This window comes from Pseudomonas sp. W22_MBD1_FP4 (assembly GCF_052113765.1).
GTDB lineage: Bacteria > Pseudomonadota > Gammaproteobacteria > Pseudomonadales > Pseudomonadaceae > Aquipseudomonas > Aquipseudomonas sivasensis.
On the sequence record NZ_JBGQOI010000012.1, the window covers coordinates 35,779 to 51,783 of the forward strand.

General features: G+C 58.3%; 15 protein-coding genes. 9 read left to right on the forward strand and 6 right to left on the reverse strand.

What is annotated here, in order from left to right; translation table 11 throughout:
- Positions 1-29: 29 nt before the first annotated feature.
- The 4 genes from ACEN2T_RS16440 to ACEN2T_RS16455 all read left to right on the forward strand — a co-directional run bounded on the left by ACEN2T_RS16440 (position 30) and on the right by ACEN2T_RS16455 (position 4,885).
- Entirely contained in the window at positions 30-917 is an 888-nt protein-coding gene (locus ACEN2T_RS16440; RefSeq protein WP_032884960.1) for a LysR family transcriptional regulator, read from the forward strand.
- Positions 918-1,014: 97 nt separating this feature from the next.
- Positions 1,015-1,854 carry a formate dehydrogenase accessory sulfurtransferase FdhD gene (fdhD, locus tag ACEN2T_RS16445; RefSeq protein ID WP_032884958.1) on the forward strand — a complete coding sequence of 280 codons (840 nt, stop codon included), beginning with the start codon at positions 1,015-1,017 and terminating at the stop codon, positions 1,852-1,854.
- Positions 1,851-4,199, forward strand: a complete 2,349-nt coding sequence (locus ACEN2T_RS16450; protein WP_032884956.1) for an FdhF/YdeP family oxidoreductase — start codon at positions 1,851-1,853, stop codon at positions 4,197-4,199. Before fdhD ends, ACEN2T_RS16450 begins: the two co-directional genes overlap by 4 nt.
- Positions 4,200-4,405: 206 nt before the next feature.
- Positions 4,406-4,885, forward strand: a complete 480-nt coding sequence (locus ACEN2T_RS16455; RefSeq protein WP_032884954.1) for a glycine zipper domain-containing protein — start codon at positions 4,406-4,408, stop codon at positions 4,883-4,885.
- A 66-nt stretch (positions 4,886-4,951) separates the two neighbouring features.
- On the opposite strand, the gene ACEN2T_RS16460 is transcribed toward ACEN2T_RS16455, so the two are convergent.
- The 3 genes from ACEN2T_RS16460 to ACEN2T_RS16470 form a co-directional block, all read right to left on the reverse strand.
- The gene (locus tag ACEN2T_RS16460) at positions 4,952-5,383 is read right to left on the reverse strand and encodes an acyl-CoA thioesterase (protein WP_442117015.1); all 432 of its coding nucleotides are present in this window, start codon (positions 5,381-5,383) and stop codon (positions 4,952-4,954) included.
- A 23-nt stretch (positions 5,384-5,406) separates the two neighbouring features.
- Complete coding sequence (locus ACEN2T_RS16465) at positions 5,407-7,344, reverse strand: RecQ family ATP-dependent DNA helicase (protein WP_032884952.1); 1,938 nt, start codon at positions 7,342-7,344, stop codon at positions 5,407-5,409.
- A 224-nt stretch (positions 7,345-7,568) separates the two neighbouring features.
- The gene (locus ACEN2T_RS16470; protein ID WP_122682156.1) at positions 7,569-8,744 is read right to left on the reverse strand and encodes a tetratricopeptide repeat protein; all 1,176 of its coding nucleotides are present in this window, start codon (positions 8,742-8,744) and stop codon (positions 7,569-7,571) included.
- Positions 8,745-9,001: 257 nt separating this feature from the next.
- On the opposite strand from ACEN2T_RS16470, the gene ACEN2T_RS16475 reads away from it, so the two are divergent.
- The 3 genes from ACEN2T_RS16475 to ACEN2T_RS16485 all read left to right on the forward strand — a co-directional run bounded on the left by ACEN2T_RS16475 (position 9,002) and on the right by ACEN2T_RS16485 (position 11,014).
- A complete protein-coding gene (locus tag ACEN2T_RS16475) occupies positions 9,002-9,415 on the forward strand; it encodes a hypothetical protein (RefSeq protein WP_442117016.1) in 414 nt (137 codons plus the stop codon).
- 269 nt (positions 9,416-9,684) lie between these two features.
- On the forward strand, positions 9,685-10,041 hold the full coding sequence (locus ACEN2T_RS16480; RefSeq protein ID WP_032885003.1) for a DUF1493 family protein: 357 nt from the start codon (positions 9,685-9,687) through the stop codon (positions 10,039-10,041).
- A 109-nt stretch (positions 10,042-10,150) separates the two neighbouring features.
- The gene (locus ACEN2T_RS16485; protein WP_442117017.1) at positions 10,151-11,014 is read left to right on the forward strand and encodes an EamA family transporter; all 864 of its coding nucleotides are present in this window, start codon (positions 10,151-10,153) and stop codon (positions 11,012-11,014) included.
- A gap of 57 nt (positions 11,015-11,071) precedes the next feature.
- On the opposite strand, the gene ACEN2T_RS16490 is transcribed toward ACEN2T_RS16485, so the two are convergent.
- Complete coding sequence (locus ACEN2T_RS16490) at positions 11,072-12,613, reverse strand: phosphoenolpyruvate carboxykinase (RefSeq protein WP_032884949.1); 1,542 nt, start codon at positions 12,611-12,613, stop codon at positions 11,072-11,074.
- Positions 12,614-12,792: 179 nt separating this feature from the next.
- The gene (hslO, locus tag ACEN2T_RS16495) at positions 12,793-13,695 is read right to left on the reverse strand and encodes an Hsp33 family molecular chaperone HslO (protein WP_032884948.1); all 903 of its coding nucleotides are present in this window, start codon (positions 13,693-13,695) and stop codon (positions 12,793-12,795) included.
- 126 nt (positions 13,696-13,821) lie between these two features.
- Here hslO and ACEN2T_RS16500 point away from each other — a divergent pair, with 126 nt between their 5' ends.
- Complete coding sequence (locus ACEN2T_RS16500) at positions 13,822-14,625, forward strand: phosphatase PAP2 family protein (protein WP_442117018.1); 804 nt, start codon at positions 13,822-13,824, stop codon at positions 14,623-14,625.
- A 63-nt stretch (positions 14,626-14,688) separates the two neighbouring features.
- On the opposite strand, the gene ACEN2T_RS16505 is transcribed toward ACEN2T_RS16500, so the two are convergent.
- Positions 14,689-15,096: an RNA-binding S4 domain-containing protein gene (locus tag ACEN2T_RS16505; RefSeq protein WP_032884944.1), complete on the reverse strand. Its 408-nt coding sequence runs from the start codon at positions 15,094-15,096 to the stop codon at positions 14,689-14,691.
- A gap of 116 nt (positions 15,097-15,212) precedes the next feature.
- On the opposite strand from ACEN2T_RS16505, the gene rimA reads away from it, so the two are divergent.
- Positions 15,213-15,992 (forward strand): S6 modification regulatory phosphodiesterase RimA, encoded by a 780-nt coding sequence (gene rimA, locus ACEN2T_RS16510; RefSeq protein ID WP_122756732.1) that lies wholly within the window; start codon positions 15,213-15,215, stop codon positions 15,990-15,992.
- The last annotated feature ends 13 nt before the right edge of the window (positions 15,993-16,005 follow it).

A 16,005-nucleotide genomic window follows, 5' to 3' on the forward strand; every position in this document is an offset into this window, starting at 1 on the left:
CCGCCATTGGAATAAGCCCTGGAGCGAAGATGGACATCAAACAGCTGAAATTCCTGATCGCCCTCGATGAAACCCGGCACTTCGGCCAGGCAGCGGCTCGTTGCCACATTACCCAGCCCACCCTGTCGATGCGCCTGCGCAGCCTCGAAGAAGAGTTGGACTTGCCCCTGGTCAATCGCGGCCAGCGCTTCGAAGGCTTCACCGCACCCGGTGAACGGGTGCTGGCGTGGGCCCGAACAGTGCTGGCGGCGTATGACGGCTTGCAGGCTGAAGCTGCTGCCTGTCGCGGCAACCTGGTGGGTACGTTGCGTTTGGGCGTGGTGCCGTTGTCGAGCTTTGATCCGTTGGCGTTGATGCAACAACTGCATAAAGAACACCCGAGCCTGCGCTTCGAGCTCTCGGCCTTGAGCTCCGAACAGATCCTTGAACAACTTGCGAGTAATCGACTGGACCTGGGCGTCTCCTATCTTGAGCGTTTGGATAATGAACGCTTTGACTCACTGGCCTTGGGCGAAACGCGCATGGGCCTGCTCTACGACCAGCGGTTTTTCAGCTTTGGCGACAAGCCGTTGAGTTGGGAGGCCCTGACCGAACTGCCCCTGGGCATGCTCACCAGTGGCATGCATTTTCGCCAGTCCATCGACCACAACTTCCACAGCCGTGGACTCAATCCCCAACCGCTGCTGCAAACCGATGCCGTCCATCAGTTGCTACAAGCGGTACACGGCGGGCTGTGTTGCGCGGTCATGCCCCTGGACGGTGGCCTGGATGCGCTCACCGAGCACCTGCGCCTGCAACCTATCGAGGATGCCCACACCCTTGCGCGCCTGGGGCTGATCATGCGTCGCAGCGCACCGCGCTCCGCGCTCGCAGAGGCATGTTTCGCGCTGTTTCAGAAATCGCAAAACGCGTCTTGATCGACGTCATCTATCGGTAGATCAGTACTGGCAATTAGACGCGACGCTTTGTCGCGCCTAGTCTAAACACTGACCAATCCGCCGGTGGTACTGCCCCATGAACGCCAAGCGCCCAGTCTGCGCGGCGCCCGCCTCTGAAACGCCCGCGCCCGCCGCCAGCCAGAGCTACCAATACTGCAATCTCGAACACACAGAGGTCGCCAGCACTGCGTTGGCGGAAGAAGTGGCGTTGGCGATCGCCTATAACGACATCAGCCAGGCAGTCATGTTGGTCACGCCGACAGACCTGGAAGACTTTATCGTCGGCTTCAGCATCGGCAGCGGCATTATCGCCGACGTTAGCGACATCTATGATCTCAAACTCAGCGGTTCAGGCTCGACCCAGTACGCTCAGGTGCAGATTTCCAGCCGCGCGTTCTGGAATCTCAAGCAACAACGTCGCCAGTTGGCGGGCACCAGCGGTTGTGGTTTGTGCGGTGTAGAAGCGGTGGAACAAGCCTTGCCGGACCTTAAGGTCCTGCCTGGCGCACCACTGCCACCCGCCGAATGGCTTGATGGTCTGCGCCAGCGCATCAGCGCCTTTCAGCCTCTGGGCCAATACAGCGGCGCGGTGCATGCGGCGGTGTTCATGAACAGCCAAGGCGAACTGTTGATGGGCCGCGAAGACATTGGCCGGCACAACGCGCTCGATAAATTGATCGGTGCGTTGATCCGCCAAAAGATCCCGACCGATGGCGGCCTGGCGATTGTCACTAGTCGTTGCAGCCTCGAATTGATCCAGAAAGTTTTGCGCGCAGGCATCCAGACCCTCGTCAGCCTGTCGTCGCCCACCGGCCTGGCCCTGCAATGGGCCCGCCGGCACAACCTCAATCTCATCCACCTGCCGCAGAAAAGTGCGCCGCGGGTCTACAGCCCTGCGATGGAGAACCAGCCGTGAGCAATCATCATCAAGCCGACCAAACCCCAACCCCGCGCTACAAGCCTTACAAAGGCCCGGCGGGCGGCTGGGGCGCGCTGATCAGCGTGGCACAGGCGTGGTTGACCAGCGACAACGCGCTGAAAAACCTGCGCATGATGCTCAAGACCAACCAGAACGGCGGCTTTGACTGCCCGGGCTGCGCCTGGGGCGACTCGCCGGAAAGCGGCATGGTCAAGTTCTGCGAAAACGGCGCCAAAGCGGTCAACTGGGAAGCCACCAAACGTCGTGTAGACGCTGCATTCTTCGCCAAACACAGCGTCACTGCGCTGCTGGAACAGAGCGATTACTGGCTCGAATACCAGGGCCGCCTGACCGAGCCGATGCGCTACGACGCCGAAACCGACCGCTACACACCCGTCAGCTGGGAAGCAGCCTTCGACCTCATCGGCCAGCACCTCAACGCACTGCCAAGCCCGGATATGGCCGAGTTCTACACCTCGGGCCGGGCCAGCAACGAGGCGGCGTACCTGTATCAGCTGTTCGTGCGTGCCTACGGCACCAACAACTTCCCGGATTGCTCGAACATGTGCCACGAGGCCAGCGGCGTGGCCTTGGCGCAAAGCGTGGGCGTCGGCAAAGGCACCGTGACCTTTGATGACTTCGAACATGCCGATGCGATTTTCGTCTGGGGCCAAAACCCCGGCACCAACCACCCGCGCATGCTCGAACCGCTGCGTGAAGCGGTTAAACGCGGCGCCCAAGTGGTGTGTATCAATCCGCTGAAAGAGCGCGGCCTGGAACGTTTTCAGCACCCGCAACACCCGCTGGAAATGCTCACCAACGGCGACAAGCCGACCAATACCGCCTACTTTCGCCCAGCGCTGGGTGGCGACATGGCTATCCTGCGCGGCATGGCCAAGTTCCTGCTGCTGTGGGAACGCCAGGCGCAGGCCGAAGGCAAGGAAGCCGTGTTCGACCACGACTTCCTCAACGAACACACGGCCAACGTGCTCGATTACCTGGGCCAGATCGACGACACCTCGTGGGATGAAATCGTCGCGCAGTCCGGCCTGCCGCTGGTGGAGATCGAGCAAGCGGCACGCATGTACGCCAAAGGCAAAAACGTGATCATGTGCTGGGCGATGGGCATCACCCAGCACCGCCACTCGGTACCGACCATCCAGGAAATCGCCAACCTGATGCTGCTGCGCGGCAACATCGGCCGCCCAGGCGCCGGTTTGTGCCCGGTGCGCGGCCACAGCAACGTGCAGGGCGACCGCACCATGGGCATTAACGAACGTCCACCGGTGGCGTTCCTCGACGCCCTGGAGCGTCGCTTCCAGTTCCAGGTGCCGCGTACCAACGGGCACAACGTGGTGGAAGCGATCCACGCGATGCTTGAAGGCCGCTCCAAAGTATTTATCGGCCTGGGCGGCAACTTCGCCCAAGCTACCCCGGACAGCCCGCGCACCTTCGAAGCACTGCGTAATTGCGACCTGACCGTGCAGATCAGCACCAAGCTCAATCGCAGCCACCTGATGCACGGCAAGGACGCGCTGATCCTCCCGTGTTTGGGCCGTACCGACATCGACATCCAGGCAGACGGCCCGCAGGCGGTCACGGTGGAAGACTCGTTCAGCATGGTTCACGGCTCCAATGGCCAACTGCAACCCCTGTCGAAGCTGATGAAGTCCGAGCCAGCAATCCTGGCCGGCATTGCCGCCGCGACACTGGGCAGCAAGCCGGTCGACTGGAACTGGCTGGTGGCCGACTACAGCCGTATCCGCGACCTGATTGCCGATACCATTCCAGGCTTCAAGGACTTCAATGACAAGATCAAAAACCCAGGTGGCTTCTACTTAGGCAACTCCGCCGGCGCGCGCCGTTGGAACACGCCTTCGGGTCGCGCCAACTTCCGCCCGAACATCCTGCCCAAAGACTTGATCCACGAACGCACCCACGCCACTGGCCGGGTACCGGATCTGATCATGCAGTCGATGCGCTCCCACGATCAGTACAACACCACCATTTATGGCCTGGATGACCGCTATCGCGGCGTGAAAGGCCAGCGTGACGTACTGTTCGTCAACGAAGCCGACATCATCCGCCTGGGCTTCAAGCCGGGGCAGAAGGCTGACATCGTGTCGCTGTGGGAAGATGGCCGTGAGCGTCGTGTGAAGGGCTTCACGTTGCTGGCGTTTGATATCCCGGCGGGGCAGGCAGCCGCTTACTATCCGGAAGTGAACCCGCTGGTGCCGCTGGAAAGCACCGGGGACGGCAGCCATACGCCAACATCGAAGTTCGTGGCGATCCGCTTGGAAGCCGCAAGCGATAATGGCCTGATCATGGCCCGTACAGCCTAACTGATCATTTCGGACACAAAAAAGGCCGCTTTTGCATAAAAGCGGCCGTTCCGAAGTAGTTAAAGACTCTCAAAAACCACTTAAGTTCCCGATTAAAAACAGTAACTTAGAGGATTGTGTACAACTCGTGTTACTGGTCGGAATTCTATTGTCACAATGTCAATACAGCCTCAGGATCGCGCCGTCATCCTCTTGAGGTTTCCCGAATGAAGTTCTCCTCGATTCTCTTGTTGTCCCTTGGCCTGGTCAGTGGCGCAGCCATGGCCGGTGGCACCACCGAAGCCGGTGTAGGCGGCGCATTGGGCGGGGTTCTAGGTTCTGTCGTCGGCCAGCAGTTGGGCGGCAATACCGGTTCGACCATCGGCGCGGCCCTCGGTGGCGCAGGTGGTAGTGCGGTCGGCGCTGACAAGCGCAGCCGTGGCGAAGCCGCTATTGGCGGCGCGCTGGGCGCAGCCGGCGGCAACGTCGTAGGCCGCAGTGTCGGCGGTAGCACAGGTGCACTGATCGGCTCGGCTGCAGGCGGTGGCGCGGGCGGTGCACTGGGCAACTACATGGGCAACAAGAGCGATGACGATGATCGTCGTGATCGTGGGCGCGACAACCGTCGCTATGACCGTGATGACCATCGCGGCCGCGGCCATGCCTATGGGCATCGCAAGAACAAGCATCACTACCGTCACCGGTAATCTCTAAAAAACGCCGCAAAACCAATGTGAGAGCAAGCTTGCACCCTCTCACATTGGTTTTTGCCGTCAGACCACCAACCGCTGCAGCGCCTCGCGCAACACTCCCGGAATGGTCACCGGCTGATTCGACCCCCGATCCACAAACACATGCACAAAGCGCCCCGCAGCGCAGGATTCCTCTTCGCCGGTCTTGAACACCGCCAACTCATACTGCACTGAGCTATTACCTAACTTGCCCACTCGCAAGCCAATATCGATACGCTCGGGAAAGGCAATCGACGCGAAGTAATCGCACGCCGAACTCACCACGAACCCCACCACTTCGCCGCCATGAATATCCAGCCCGCCCTGCTCGATCAGGTAGGTATTCACCGCCGTGTCGAAAAAGCTGTAGTAGGTGACGTTATTCACGTGACCGTACACATCATTGTCGTGCCAGCGCGTTATGATCGGCTGGAAGTGGGGGTAATCGGCACGCTGTGGCACTGAATCAGGCATGGGCACCTCTGGTGAAAGTGGGTTTACAGGTCATTCAAATGGACTTCGGCCCAACTGCGTACTTCGGCATAGGGATAGTCTTCCAGCGCAGCAAAACCGGGAATGCCCCGCGCCTTCAGCTTGGTAAACAACGGCACACTGATCCCCCCGAGAAAGCGCGTCAGTCGCTCGGCACCGGGCAGTTGGCCCGTGTGCTCATGATGCCTGTGGATAAAATCACCGCACAGCTCCATGAAATTTTTATCCACAAGCGGCGGCAAGCCCGGCGGTGATGGCAGGTGCGCCACATGGCCGTGACAGACCGAGCAATGTCCGCAGCGATGGGGGGCTTTTTCATCACCAAAATAATGGGCCAAGCGCTGGCCCAAGCAATGATCGGTGGCGAACAGATCGAGCATGGCGTGAATCCGCGCCACTTCTGTCACCTCGTGGTGCTTGAAGCCTGTGTATAACTCGGCGCTTAACACCTGTGGATCAAATTCGGTATTCAGCAGGCTGTAGACCTCAGTCATCTGCTTGCTTTCCAGCTCGATCAGGCCTTGCTCCTGGAAGTAATCCAGCGCCTTCACCACACGATTGCGCTCGGCATTGTGCTGCTGATACAGCGCGTCGAAATCCACCGTCGCCCAGGTCTTCGCACGCTTGCACACTTGAATAATCGCCGCGACAAACTGCTGCCGCTCACCGGAAAACCGCGCCAGTAACGCTTCGGGCTCAATCAGGTATTTGAACCGGTATTCGGCATAAAACGCGTAGCGCGGCGCGATCACGCCTTTGAGCTCCAACTGCACCAGCAGGGTCTTGAGTGGCAGCTCGCGGATATTGCTGTGGTCCGACAGCGACCTCAGTAGAAACTCCCACTGCCCTTCACCGCGCGCCGCCTGCAAATCCTCCAGCACCCGGCGGATCCCCTCCTGCTCAGGCGTGTCACCGTACACAAAGTTTTCCAGCACATTGAGGCTGTCACGGTTAGCCAACACCAGGCAGTCCGACGGCTGCCCATCACGCCCGGCGCGACCTATTTCCTGGCTGTAGTTCTCGATGGATTTGGGCAGGTCAAAATGCACCACATTGCGGATGTCACTCTTGTCGATGCCCATGCCAAACGCGATGGTGGCGACAATGCAATTGGAGCGCCCGCCCATGAAGCGCTGCTGGATACCCTCACGTCTGTCGTGGGGCAAGCCGGCGTGATACGCCTCGGCCTGTATGCCATTGCGGTTCAGATGCTCGGCAATATGCTCGGCGGTTTTTTGCAGGGTGACGTAGACGATGCTCGGCTGGTTGGCCCGTTCGCTCATCCACTGCACCAGGCGACGGCGTTTGTCCGCGCCGCTGACCGGTTCGACCAACAGGTTCAGGTTCGGCCTATAGAACCCCGTAGTCACCACATCACCCGGCGCTATGGCGAACTTCGCCTGCATATCGGCAATCACCTTGGGCGTGGCTGTAGCCGTCAGCAGCAGCGCTTGTGGGATCTTGAACTGACGCTGGTAGTCCGGCAGCTTCAGGTAGTCCGGGCGAAAGTTATGGCCCCACTCGGAAATGCAGTGCGCCTCGTCCACCACCAGCAGAGAGATCTGCACACTTTGCAGGAAGTTGCGGAAGCGCTCGTTCTTCAAGCGCTCCACGGAAATCATCAGGATTTTCAGCTCACCGGAACGGGCGCGGGCCATCACGTCATTGGCGTCGTCACGACTCTGGGCCGAATCGATACTACCCGCCGAAATGCCATGGCGCTGCAAAAAGCCCAACTGGTCCTGCATCAGTGCCAACAGTGGCGAGACCACCAGCGTCAGGTGCGGCAGCAACACTGCTGACAGCTGATAACACAGGGATTTACCCGACCCAGTAGGGAAAATTGCAGCCGCCGAACGACCGGCCAGAACGGCGCTGACCGTTTCTTCCTGACCCAAACGAAACTGTGGATAACCAAAGACCTGCTGGAGGGTGTCGTGCATAGGCTGTCACTCCATTGACCGCTGAAGGTGGCTTAAAAACGTAGCCCAGTAAGCTCAGCGGATCGAGAAAGGTCGCATGGAAAAAGAGACAGGATGATACACAGGCTGGGAGATGGCCCAGGGCCGAAGTGGGAATAACCTGATGATGCAGTAGGAAACACACCGATCCAAATGTGGGAGGAAGCAAGCCCCTCCCACATCTTTAGAACTGAGCTACAGCTGAATCAGCGGTTCTGCACCCGCTCAATCGCCGTGTCATACACCGGGTTGGCTTTCTGTTCCTTGGCCAACTGGTAGTGACGCAGCGCATCCTGGAACTGCCCCGCCGCTTCGTAGATCCGCGCAATGTTGTAGTAGGCACCTGCACGCACGGTCGCAGCATTGGCGCCGGTGGCAAGGGCGATAGCCTTGCGGTTGGCCCAGATCGATTCAGCAGTGTTACCAGCCTTTTGATACGCCAGGCCGAGGTTGCCGTAAGCCTTGCCGAAGCTGTTATCCAGATCGATGGCCTGACGGAAGTAGTCAATCGCCTGATCCAGATTGCCTGCCTGGTAAGCCGCTTCACCTTTCAGGTTCAGCTTCTTCGCATCAGTCTGTACGGAAGAGCTAACGGTGACTGCGGTGACCGCGACGCTGTCATCCAGCAGCGGTTTGACTTCGTTCAGCACATTGGCGGCATTCACTGTCACGCCACTGAAGGTGTTGATGTCCTGGAAGTCGCCGCTGCCGGTCATGCGGAACACAGTCCACAGGTTGCCGCTGCGGTTCTTAGGCACGTAGTAGGTACGCACCAGCGATTGGCCCATGTACACGAACACCTTGGCTTCGCTGTCGGACAACTGGCGCGAGCCCGGGTTGCCGCCATTACTGTAGTCGTGCACGGCATAGACGTAGCTTTCGCCGTAGTGCTTTTTCTGCAGGGTGATGGTTTCCGGGCCGTAGCTGTCGGTGTCATCCACATCCAACTCGGCGTCGGTACCCTTCTGGTTCTCGAAATAGATGTTATTGCCGGGGAAAATCATGTGGGAGTCGAGGTCACTCGGGGTCTTGCCCCAGGTCAGCACCACACGCAGGCCATCGAGGTTTTCCATCACCGGGCTGATGGCGTAGGTCATGCCCGCGCATGGGCACTTCACCACCAGGTTGGAGTAGCCGGGCTTCTTGATGATCAGCAGGTTGCTCGCGTCATCGGCGGCCTCACTGGTCAGCGTCACTTGGCCCTGGGCGTTGGTGCGACCCACCACATTCTGCGCGCCGTTGCGTTGCAGTAGCACTTCGGCGTCGGCGATTTTCTGATCCTTGACCACGGCGCTTAGCACTTCAATCGGCAACTGTTCGGCCTGGACGGAAAAAGCCAACGCACACAATGACATCGCCGAAGCGACACGAAGCAAACCCATGCTTAACTCCATTTAAGTAGTGGGCGGAAATCGCCCTACAAGATTTTGCGGTGAAACATACGCTTAATTCAGGCCACTGGCGGAGTTTTTGTAGAAAATGTGATGCCAAGCCACAAATGCCTGAAACAGTCGTAGGAAATTTCCACAGGTTACGACATCTCCTTCCCAAACTGCTCCAGACACCCGCTCAACCCTCTACAGAAGTTACCCGTCGCTGAATGAAAATAGCGCGGCCTCAACTTTCCCGGCAGAAACCTGTGAACATCGAAAGGACTCAATACATTGGCCACTACGGCATCACCTTCGCGGTGATTCGGTTTAGCGTTCTACCCGCCCATCGACAAGCACTGGCAAACCTCTGCCTTTTGGAAGCCGGCACCCGCGCAACCGAAGTTCGCTATCGGCTGGCGGATCTCTACGGAAAAATGCTACCCGGTGATTTGCCTTGCAAAATGACTGTCGCAATCGCTAAGCCGCTGAACCGGCAGCAGGCAGATTTGCTCAATGAACGCGGGCCCCTTATCGCTCTAGCGTTAGCGGGACTTTTCAGTGCGCCAATTCACCCGTTTTCAAAACCAATAGCGCGCGCCGCTGCCACCACTGTGGGTGCGATCACCAAAAGTATTATTCGCAGCTATCCACTCGAAGCCATGGAATGTCAGAAGCCATGACTATCTGCGTTCAAATTGTCGCCTTTGTGGCGCTATACCTTGTTTTGAATCACCAAATCACAACCCCAATACTCAGAAAGCGATTTGCTATCACGTTGCTCGCGACAGGCGTTACGTTGGCATTCCTACTACCCTACGTAGCAGTAATCCTTAAAATGCCCCTCCTGCCTGTATTCCTATTCTTGATAGGCTTGGCACTCTTCATCACCCGAAACAAATTCCGCTTGAAACGCGACCTCCCTCTTCACCCACTCCTGCGTGCCCCCACCATGAACCTCGCCCCCGACTTCCCCGAAGACCCCGTCATGCAGCAACTCCTGCAACTGCTGCACGAAGAAATCGGCCTGCCGAAACACAAGACTATCCGCCTGCAAACCTCACTCAATTTCGACCTGGGCTGTGACGGCAGTGAAGCCAAGCAACTGATGGAAGCGCTGGAGCAGGAATTCGTACTCGACCTGGGCGACTACGACACTTATCGTTACTTCAACCCGCCGGTCTTTGATGTGTTCCTCAAGCGTCGGGCCAAGGGGCGCGGCAACAAGGTTCCACTGACCATCGGCATGCTCTATCTCGCCATAAAGACTCACAGCTGGGACACGCAGACTCTGGAAAACCTGAGCTAACACGCAGCCCCCTGTAGGAGCCCGGCTTACCGGCGATGGCGGTCTTGAGGTCGCCATTGCCGGCAAGCGGGGCTGTTAAAGGAAATTGAGTCTTCAGAAAGGACGATACATGGACGTAACAATGGGCCTGCTGGCCGCCCTGCTCTGGGGTGGCACGGATTTCCTCGTCGGCCTCAATGCCCGGGCTGTCGGCGTTAAACGCGCCGTTTACTTTGGCCAGGCGCTCGGCTTCCTGATCATGACCTTGCTACTGGTCATGTTGCCGACCTTTCTCTTCAAATCCCTCGACGCCCCGCTAAGCGCCTGGCTGCTGGGCATCGTAGCCGCGCTGCTCACCGTGTCCGGCGCTCTCGCGCTGTCCAAAGCCTTCGCCATGGGCAAAGCCGCCATCGTTGCACCACTGGTGACATCCTACGGCGTGGTCACTACCTTATTGTCCTGGGCCAGCGGCGAGCACATCAGCCTTATACAACTCGGTTGCATTGCCCTATGCGTCATCGGCGTGATCCTCTCCAGCATCCACAAGGACAACGGCGTACCCCACAACAACCCCCGCCTATCCATCGCCTACGCCATGCTCGCCGCACTGTTGTACGGCGCCAGTTTCTGGCTGCAAGGCCGCTACACGCTACCCGCGTTGGGACCGATCACCATGCTTTGGTTGGGTTATCTGGTGGGCGTGTGCGTACTGGTAATGATGGTGCTGAAGATCAAAGACGGCCTGAAAATCCCGCCACTGAAAAACTGTGCGACGCTGACCGGCGCGAGCTTGATGAACCTCGGCGGGTTCTCGGCGTTTTCATGGGGTGCGATGGCGGGGTCGGTTTCGGTGGTGACGGTGATCAGTACGTTGTCAGGTGGGATTGCGGCGATTCTGGGGTTTGTGTTTTTCAAGGAGCGGCTCACTGCGGTGCAGGTGCTGGGGGTTGTATTGGTATTGATCGGAGCAGTAGTTCTGCACATCGCCGACTGACCTTTCGCGCATAAAAAAGCCGCCCACAAGAGGCGGCTTTTTCACAACACGCGAATCTTACAACTTAGGACCCGCAGCCTTGATCGCATCGCTCACTTCAAACTTCTTGAAGTTCTCGATGAACAGACCAGCCAGCGCCTTCGCTGCTTCATCGTAAGCGGCCTTGTCAGCCCAGGTATTACGTGGGTTCAACAGGCCGGTTTCAACACCCGGTACGGCCAATGGCACGTCGAGGTTGATGGTGTCGAGGTGTTCGGTTTCAGCACCGATCAACGCGCCGCTCTGGATCGCTGCGATCACACCGCGAGTGGTCGGGATGTTGAAGCGCTTGCCAACGCCGTAGCCGCCGCCGGTCCAGCCGGTGTTGACCAGGTAGACCTTGGAGCCGAAGCCGCGGATGCGCTTGATCAGCAGCTCTGCGTATTCGCCGGCTGGGCGTGGGAAGAATGGCGCGCCGAAGCAGGTGGAGAAAGTCGATTTGATGCCGCTACCCGACCCCATCTCAGTCGAACCCACCAATGCAGTGTAGCCGGACAGGAAGTGGTAGGCCGCTTGTTCTTCGCTGAGGATAGACACTGGTGGCAGTACGCCGGTCAGGTCGCAGGTCAGGAAGATCACTGCGTTTGGCTCGCCGCCCAGGTTCTTCTCGGAACGTTTGGCAACGTGCTCCAGCGGGTAGGCGGCGCGGCTGTTCTGGGTCAGGCTCACGTCGGCGTAGTCGGCGTGCTTGGCGTCGTCGATCACGACGTTTTCCAATACTGCGCCGTGCTTGATGGCTTTCCAGATAACTGGCTCGTTCTTCTCGGACAGGTCGATGCATTTGGCATAGCAACCGCCTTCGATGTTGAACACCACGCCTTCGCCCCAACCGTGTTCATCGTCACCGATCAGGTAACGGCTTTCGTCGGCCGACAGGGTGGTTTTACCGGTGCCGGACAGGCCGAAGAACAGGGTCACGTCGCCCGCTTCGCCGATGTTGGCGGCGCAGTGCATCGGCAGTACGTCGGAAGCCGGCAGCAGGAAGTTCTGCACCGAGAACATGGCTTTCTTCATTTCACCGGCGTAACGCATGCCAGCGATGAGTACTTTTTTCTGTGCGAAGTTGAGAATCACGCAACCGTCGGAGTTGGTGCCATCACGCTCTGGCACGCACTCGAAGTTAGCCACGTTGAGCACTTGCCATTCGTCACGGCCGGCCGGGTTGTACTGGGCCGGGTTGATGAACAGGCAACGACCGAACAGGTTCTGCCAGGCAGTCTGGGTGGTCATTTTCACAGCCAGGTAGTGGTCTTCCGCAGCCCCTACGTGAACGTGGGAAACGAAGTGCTCTTGCGCGTTGTTGAAAGCCTCGACGCGAGCCCACAGGGCATCGAACTTGTCGGCCGGAAACTTGCGGTTGATCGGGCCCCAGGCGATGGCGTCCTGGGTGGAAGGCTCTTCAACGATGAAACGGTCGACCGGCGAACGACCGGTGCGATGACCGGTTTCTACGACCAGTGCGCCAGTATCGGCAAGCACGCCTTCACCGCGCTGCAGGGCTTCTTTGACCAGATCGTCAACACTCAGATCGGTGTATACGGCGTTATTGGCTTGCGTCATGAGGTTCCCCGTCGGCCTATGGCCGAGTGCTCCAAACGTTTTGTAGTAGAAAGTTGCGCACTACTACCGCGAAAAAAGTGGGCCGGATTATGCCAGAAAAGCCCAAAAAGAGTAGGGCCCTCCCGTCAGAACACCTCTAATCCGGCATTTGTCAGGTGATTTACCTGTGCTTAAACGTTTTAGTGGCGGGTGTCGGATGGCGTGTCGATGCCTGCGCCAGCGAACAATTGAGTGACATCGGCAGCATCGAACAGGTAGCGCTGGTTGCAGAACTGGCAGTCGATCTCAATATTGCCACCGTGTTCCACCACCAGATTTTGCGCATCTTCCAGACCCAGGCTGACCAATGCGCTACCTGAACGCTCGCGGGAGCAACTGCAATGGAAGCGCAAGGTTTGCGCGTCGAACAGGCGCACAGGTTCTTCGTGGTAGAGGCGATGCAGGATGGTTTCGTTGTTCAAGCCCAGCAGCTCTTCGGCTTTCAGGGTGTCGGCCAGAGCGATGGTGTGCCGCCAGCTTTCAGCGCGATCGTCGTCGTCCTTGATGCGGTCGGCCGGCAATTGCTGCAACAGCATGCCACGGGCGCGTTTGCCGTCTGCGTTGAGCCAGAACTTGGTGCCGACTTGTTGGGACATCACGAAATAGTTAGTGAAGCAATCCGACAAGGTTTCGCCGTCGAGGTCGACGATGCCCTGGTAACGCTGGCCAACGGTCGGGTCGACGGTGAGCGCCAGGACGCCGTTGGGCATCAGGTCCGCCAGCATGGCGTCCGGGGCAATCAGGTCGGCGTCATAACGGGCCAGGCCGCGGATTTCACGTTCGCTGGAGCACTCGATCATCAGCAGCGGGATCGGGCCTTCGGAGCGGGCCTGCAGGATCAGCAAACCGTCAAACTTCATGGTGCCGACCAGCAACGCCGCAGCGGCCATCAGCTCTCCAAGCAGTTGCGCGACCGGCTCAGGATAGGGGTGCTTGGCGAGGACTTCGGCGTAGCTGAGTTCCAACGAAACCATTTCGCCGCGGGCGTCGCTCTCGTCGAAGATGAAGCGTTGGGTGAAGTCGGTATCCGGTAGATCAGTCATAGGTCTGGGTATCTGAATTGATGACAAATTGATTACAAGGTTTATAGAATTAAACGCTTTAGCACCGTTTTGGTGCGAATTTCTCCTGGAAACAGAGAGTTTAAATAGAGCGAAGAGGGACAGTTTATGAACAATCCGGGTTTGTTCCAAGCCAAGTGGAACCTCCGGCGATGGGTTCTGTGCAATCTACTCGCTATCGCGCTGCTGTGTTTTTGGCTGTGGCCCACGGGCCAGATGCTCTGTGTGATTTTCGACGAGTGGCTGTTTCATCTGCTCAATGACCCTCTGGCCACTAACGCAACGTGGCTGCACATTTGGGCCGTGGCCAGTTTGCGACCGTTTGATGCGGTGGTCGGGGTGATCCTGCTGTCGCTGCTGGTTCGCGGCGACTGGGTGTTCAAGGCCGTACAGGTGCGTCAGGCGCTGTTAGGTTTTGTCGGCATTTTGTTGCTGCTGTTGTTTATCCGCATGCTGTTTTCCAAACTTGCGGCACAGATGGGCTGGCAGCACAGCAGCCCGTCGATGGTGATCGGCGGGGCCATTCAGATGAGTGATTACTTTCCTGGCCTGGAGAAGACCTGGGAGCTGAAGGACCGTTCGAGCCAAAGCTTCCCTGGGGATCATGCGTCTGTGCTGTTGATTTGGGGGATGTTCATGACGGTGTTCGCCAAGCGCATCAGCCAAGTGCTGGTGATCTGGGGCCTGGCGCTGTTGTTTATGATGCCGCGGCTGGTGGCAGGTGCGCATTGGGGGCAGGACGATTACATCGGCGGAGTGCTGCTGGCGCTGTTGGCGTTGGGCTGGGGGTATTACACGCCGTTTGCGGCAAAGGTGTCGGGCGCTTTGTTACACGTGACAACACCGATCTTCCGGTTACTTGGCAAGCTGCCGGTGATCGGAGGATTGAGCGTCGTGCGCACATCCCCTTAACGCTGCAGGCCGAATAAGCGAGGGGGCTGGCTCCCTCCCTAATTCGGCTGGGGTTCTGCGCAATCAGTCATCACTGCCACTGCCGCGAAACTTGAAGAGATCGCGGCGTTGCTTCTTGCTCGGCTTACCATCGGTGGTCAGGCCTGAAGCCCCCGCCTTGCGCATCGCCGCAGCATTTTCGCGCTTGGCAATGCTAGCGTCGGTCTCGGTGTAGAGCGCCTGAGCTTCAGGTGCGCCACGACGCACGATGGAAAGTGCTTGGACCACAATGGTCTTTTCATCAAAACCGGTACGAATCTGAAACTCATCGCCGACGCGTGGCTCCTTGCCCGGCTTGCAGCGCTCGCCACGATGGTGCACCTTGCCACTCTCTATCGCCGCCTTGGCCAGGGCACGGGTTTTATAGAAACGCGCGGCCCACAGCCACTTGTCCAGGCGAACCTTTTCTTCCTCTTCCTGCTTTTGAGCCACTTGAATTCCTCGCTCTGAAAAATGTCGCAACTTTACCGTTGAAACCCTTCGACGCATAAACCTCAAGGCTCACCTAAGATACGCCAGGTAGCACCCTGTTTTCGCGAGGATACGCCGTGACCGACTTTCCCACTTCACTCACCTCGCCTGACCAGCGCTGCGTAGGCTGCCAGCAAAGCGAGCCCCTGGGTTTCGATTTTGCGTTTGCCTACCAGCCTATCGTAGACCTTCGGGACCATTCGATTTTTGCCCACGAAGCCTTGGTGCGCGGTACACAAGGCGAAGGCGCGTTGTCGGTGCTGAACCAGGTTAACGAAAGCAATCGCTACCGCTTCGACCAACGCTGCCGCACTCAGGCAATTGCCGGCGCAGCAGCCATGGGGATGCAAACCCATCTTTCCATCAATTTCATGCCCAACGCCGTGTACCGTCCGGAGTTGTGCATCCGCAGCACCCTGGAGGCGGCTCGCGCACACAATTTCCCGCTGAACAGACTGATTTTCGAGACGCTGGAAAGCGAGCATGTAGATAACTATCGCCATTTGACGAATATTCTGCGTGAATACCGCGAATTCGGCTTCAAGACCGCCATCGACGATTTCGGAGCGGGCTATTCGGGGCTGAATCTACTGGCCGATTTCCAACCTGACTTGATCAAACTCGACATGGCTCTTATCCGCGATGTCGACAAGGATCGTGTCCGCCAGGTAATCGTCCGGGGGATTGTCACAATCTGTGAGCAGTTGAACGTTACTGTCATCGCCGAAGGCATTGAAAGTGCCGGAGAGCGAGACTTTCTGTCTGACTGTGGAATATTTCTCATGCAAGGCTACTGGTTCGCCAAGCCCGCATTCAAAGCCCTGGCCGAGGTTTCACCGAAAGCTTGGGCTAATTGACCGGTTACCCATA

Excerpts from the sequence above, each read along its gene's own strand:
- ACEN2T_RS16440 (WP_032884960.1), top strand. The coding sequence starts at position 30 with ATGGACATCAAACAGCTGAAATTCCTGATCGCCCTCGATGAAACCCGG.
- fdhD (WP_032884958.1), top strand. The coding sequence starts at position 1,015 with ATGAACGCCAAGCGCCCAGTCTGCGCGGCGCCCGCCTCTGAAACGCCC.
- ACEN2T_RS16455 (WP_032884954.1), top strand. The coding sequence starts at position 4,406 with ATGAAGTTCTCCTCGATTCTCTTGTTGTCCCTTGGCCTGGTCAGTGGC.
- ACEN2T_RS16460 (WP_442117015.1), bottom strand. The coding sequence starts at position 5,383 with ATGCCTGATTCAGTGCCACAGCGTGCCGATTACCCCCACTTCCAGCCG.
- ACEN2T_RS16465 (WP_032884952.1), bottom strand. The coding sequence starts at position 7,344 with ATGCACGACACCCTCCAGCAGGTCTTTGGTTATCCACAGTTTCGTTTG.
- ACEN2T_RS16470 (WP_122682156.1), bottom strand. The coding sequence starts at position 8,744 with ATGGGTTTGCTTCGTGTCGCTTCGGCGATGTCATTGTGTGCGTTGGCT.
- ACEN2T_RS16480 (WP_032885003.1), top strand. The coding sequence starts at position 9,685 with ATGAACCTCGCCCCCGACTTCCCCGAAGACCCCGTCATGCAGCAACTC.
- ACEN2T_RS16485 (WP_442117017.1), top strand. The coding sequence starts at position 10,151 with ATGGACGTAACAATGGGCCTGCTGGCCGCCCTGCTCTGGGGTGGCACG.
- ACEN2T_RS16490 (WP_032884949.1), bottom strand. The coding sequence starts at position 12,613 with ATGACGCAAGCCAATAACGCCGTATACACCGATCTGAGTGTTGACGAT.
- hslO (WP_032884948.1), bottom strand. The coding sequence starts at position 13,695 with ATGACTGATCTACCGGATACCGACTTCACCCAACGCTTCATCTTCGAC.
- ACEN2T_RS16500 (WP_442117018.1), top strand. The coding sequence starts at position 13,822 with ATGAACAATCCGGGTTTGTTCCAAGCCAAGTGGAACCTCCGGCGATGG.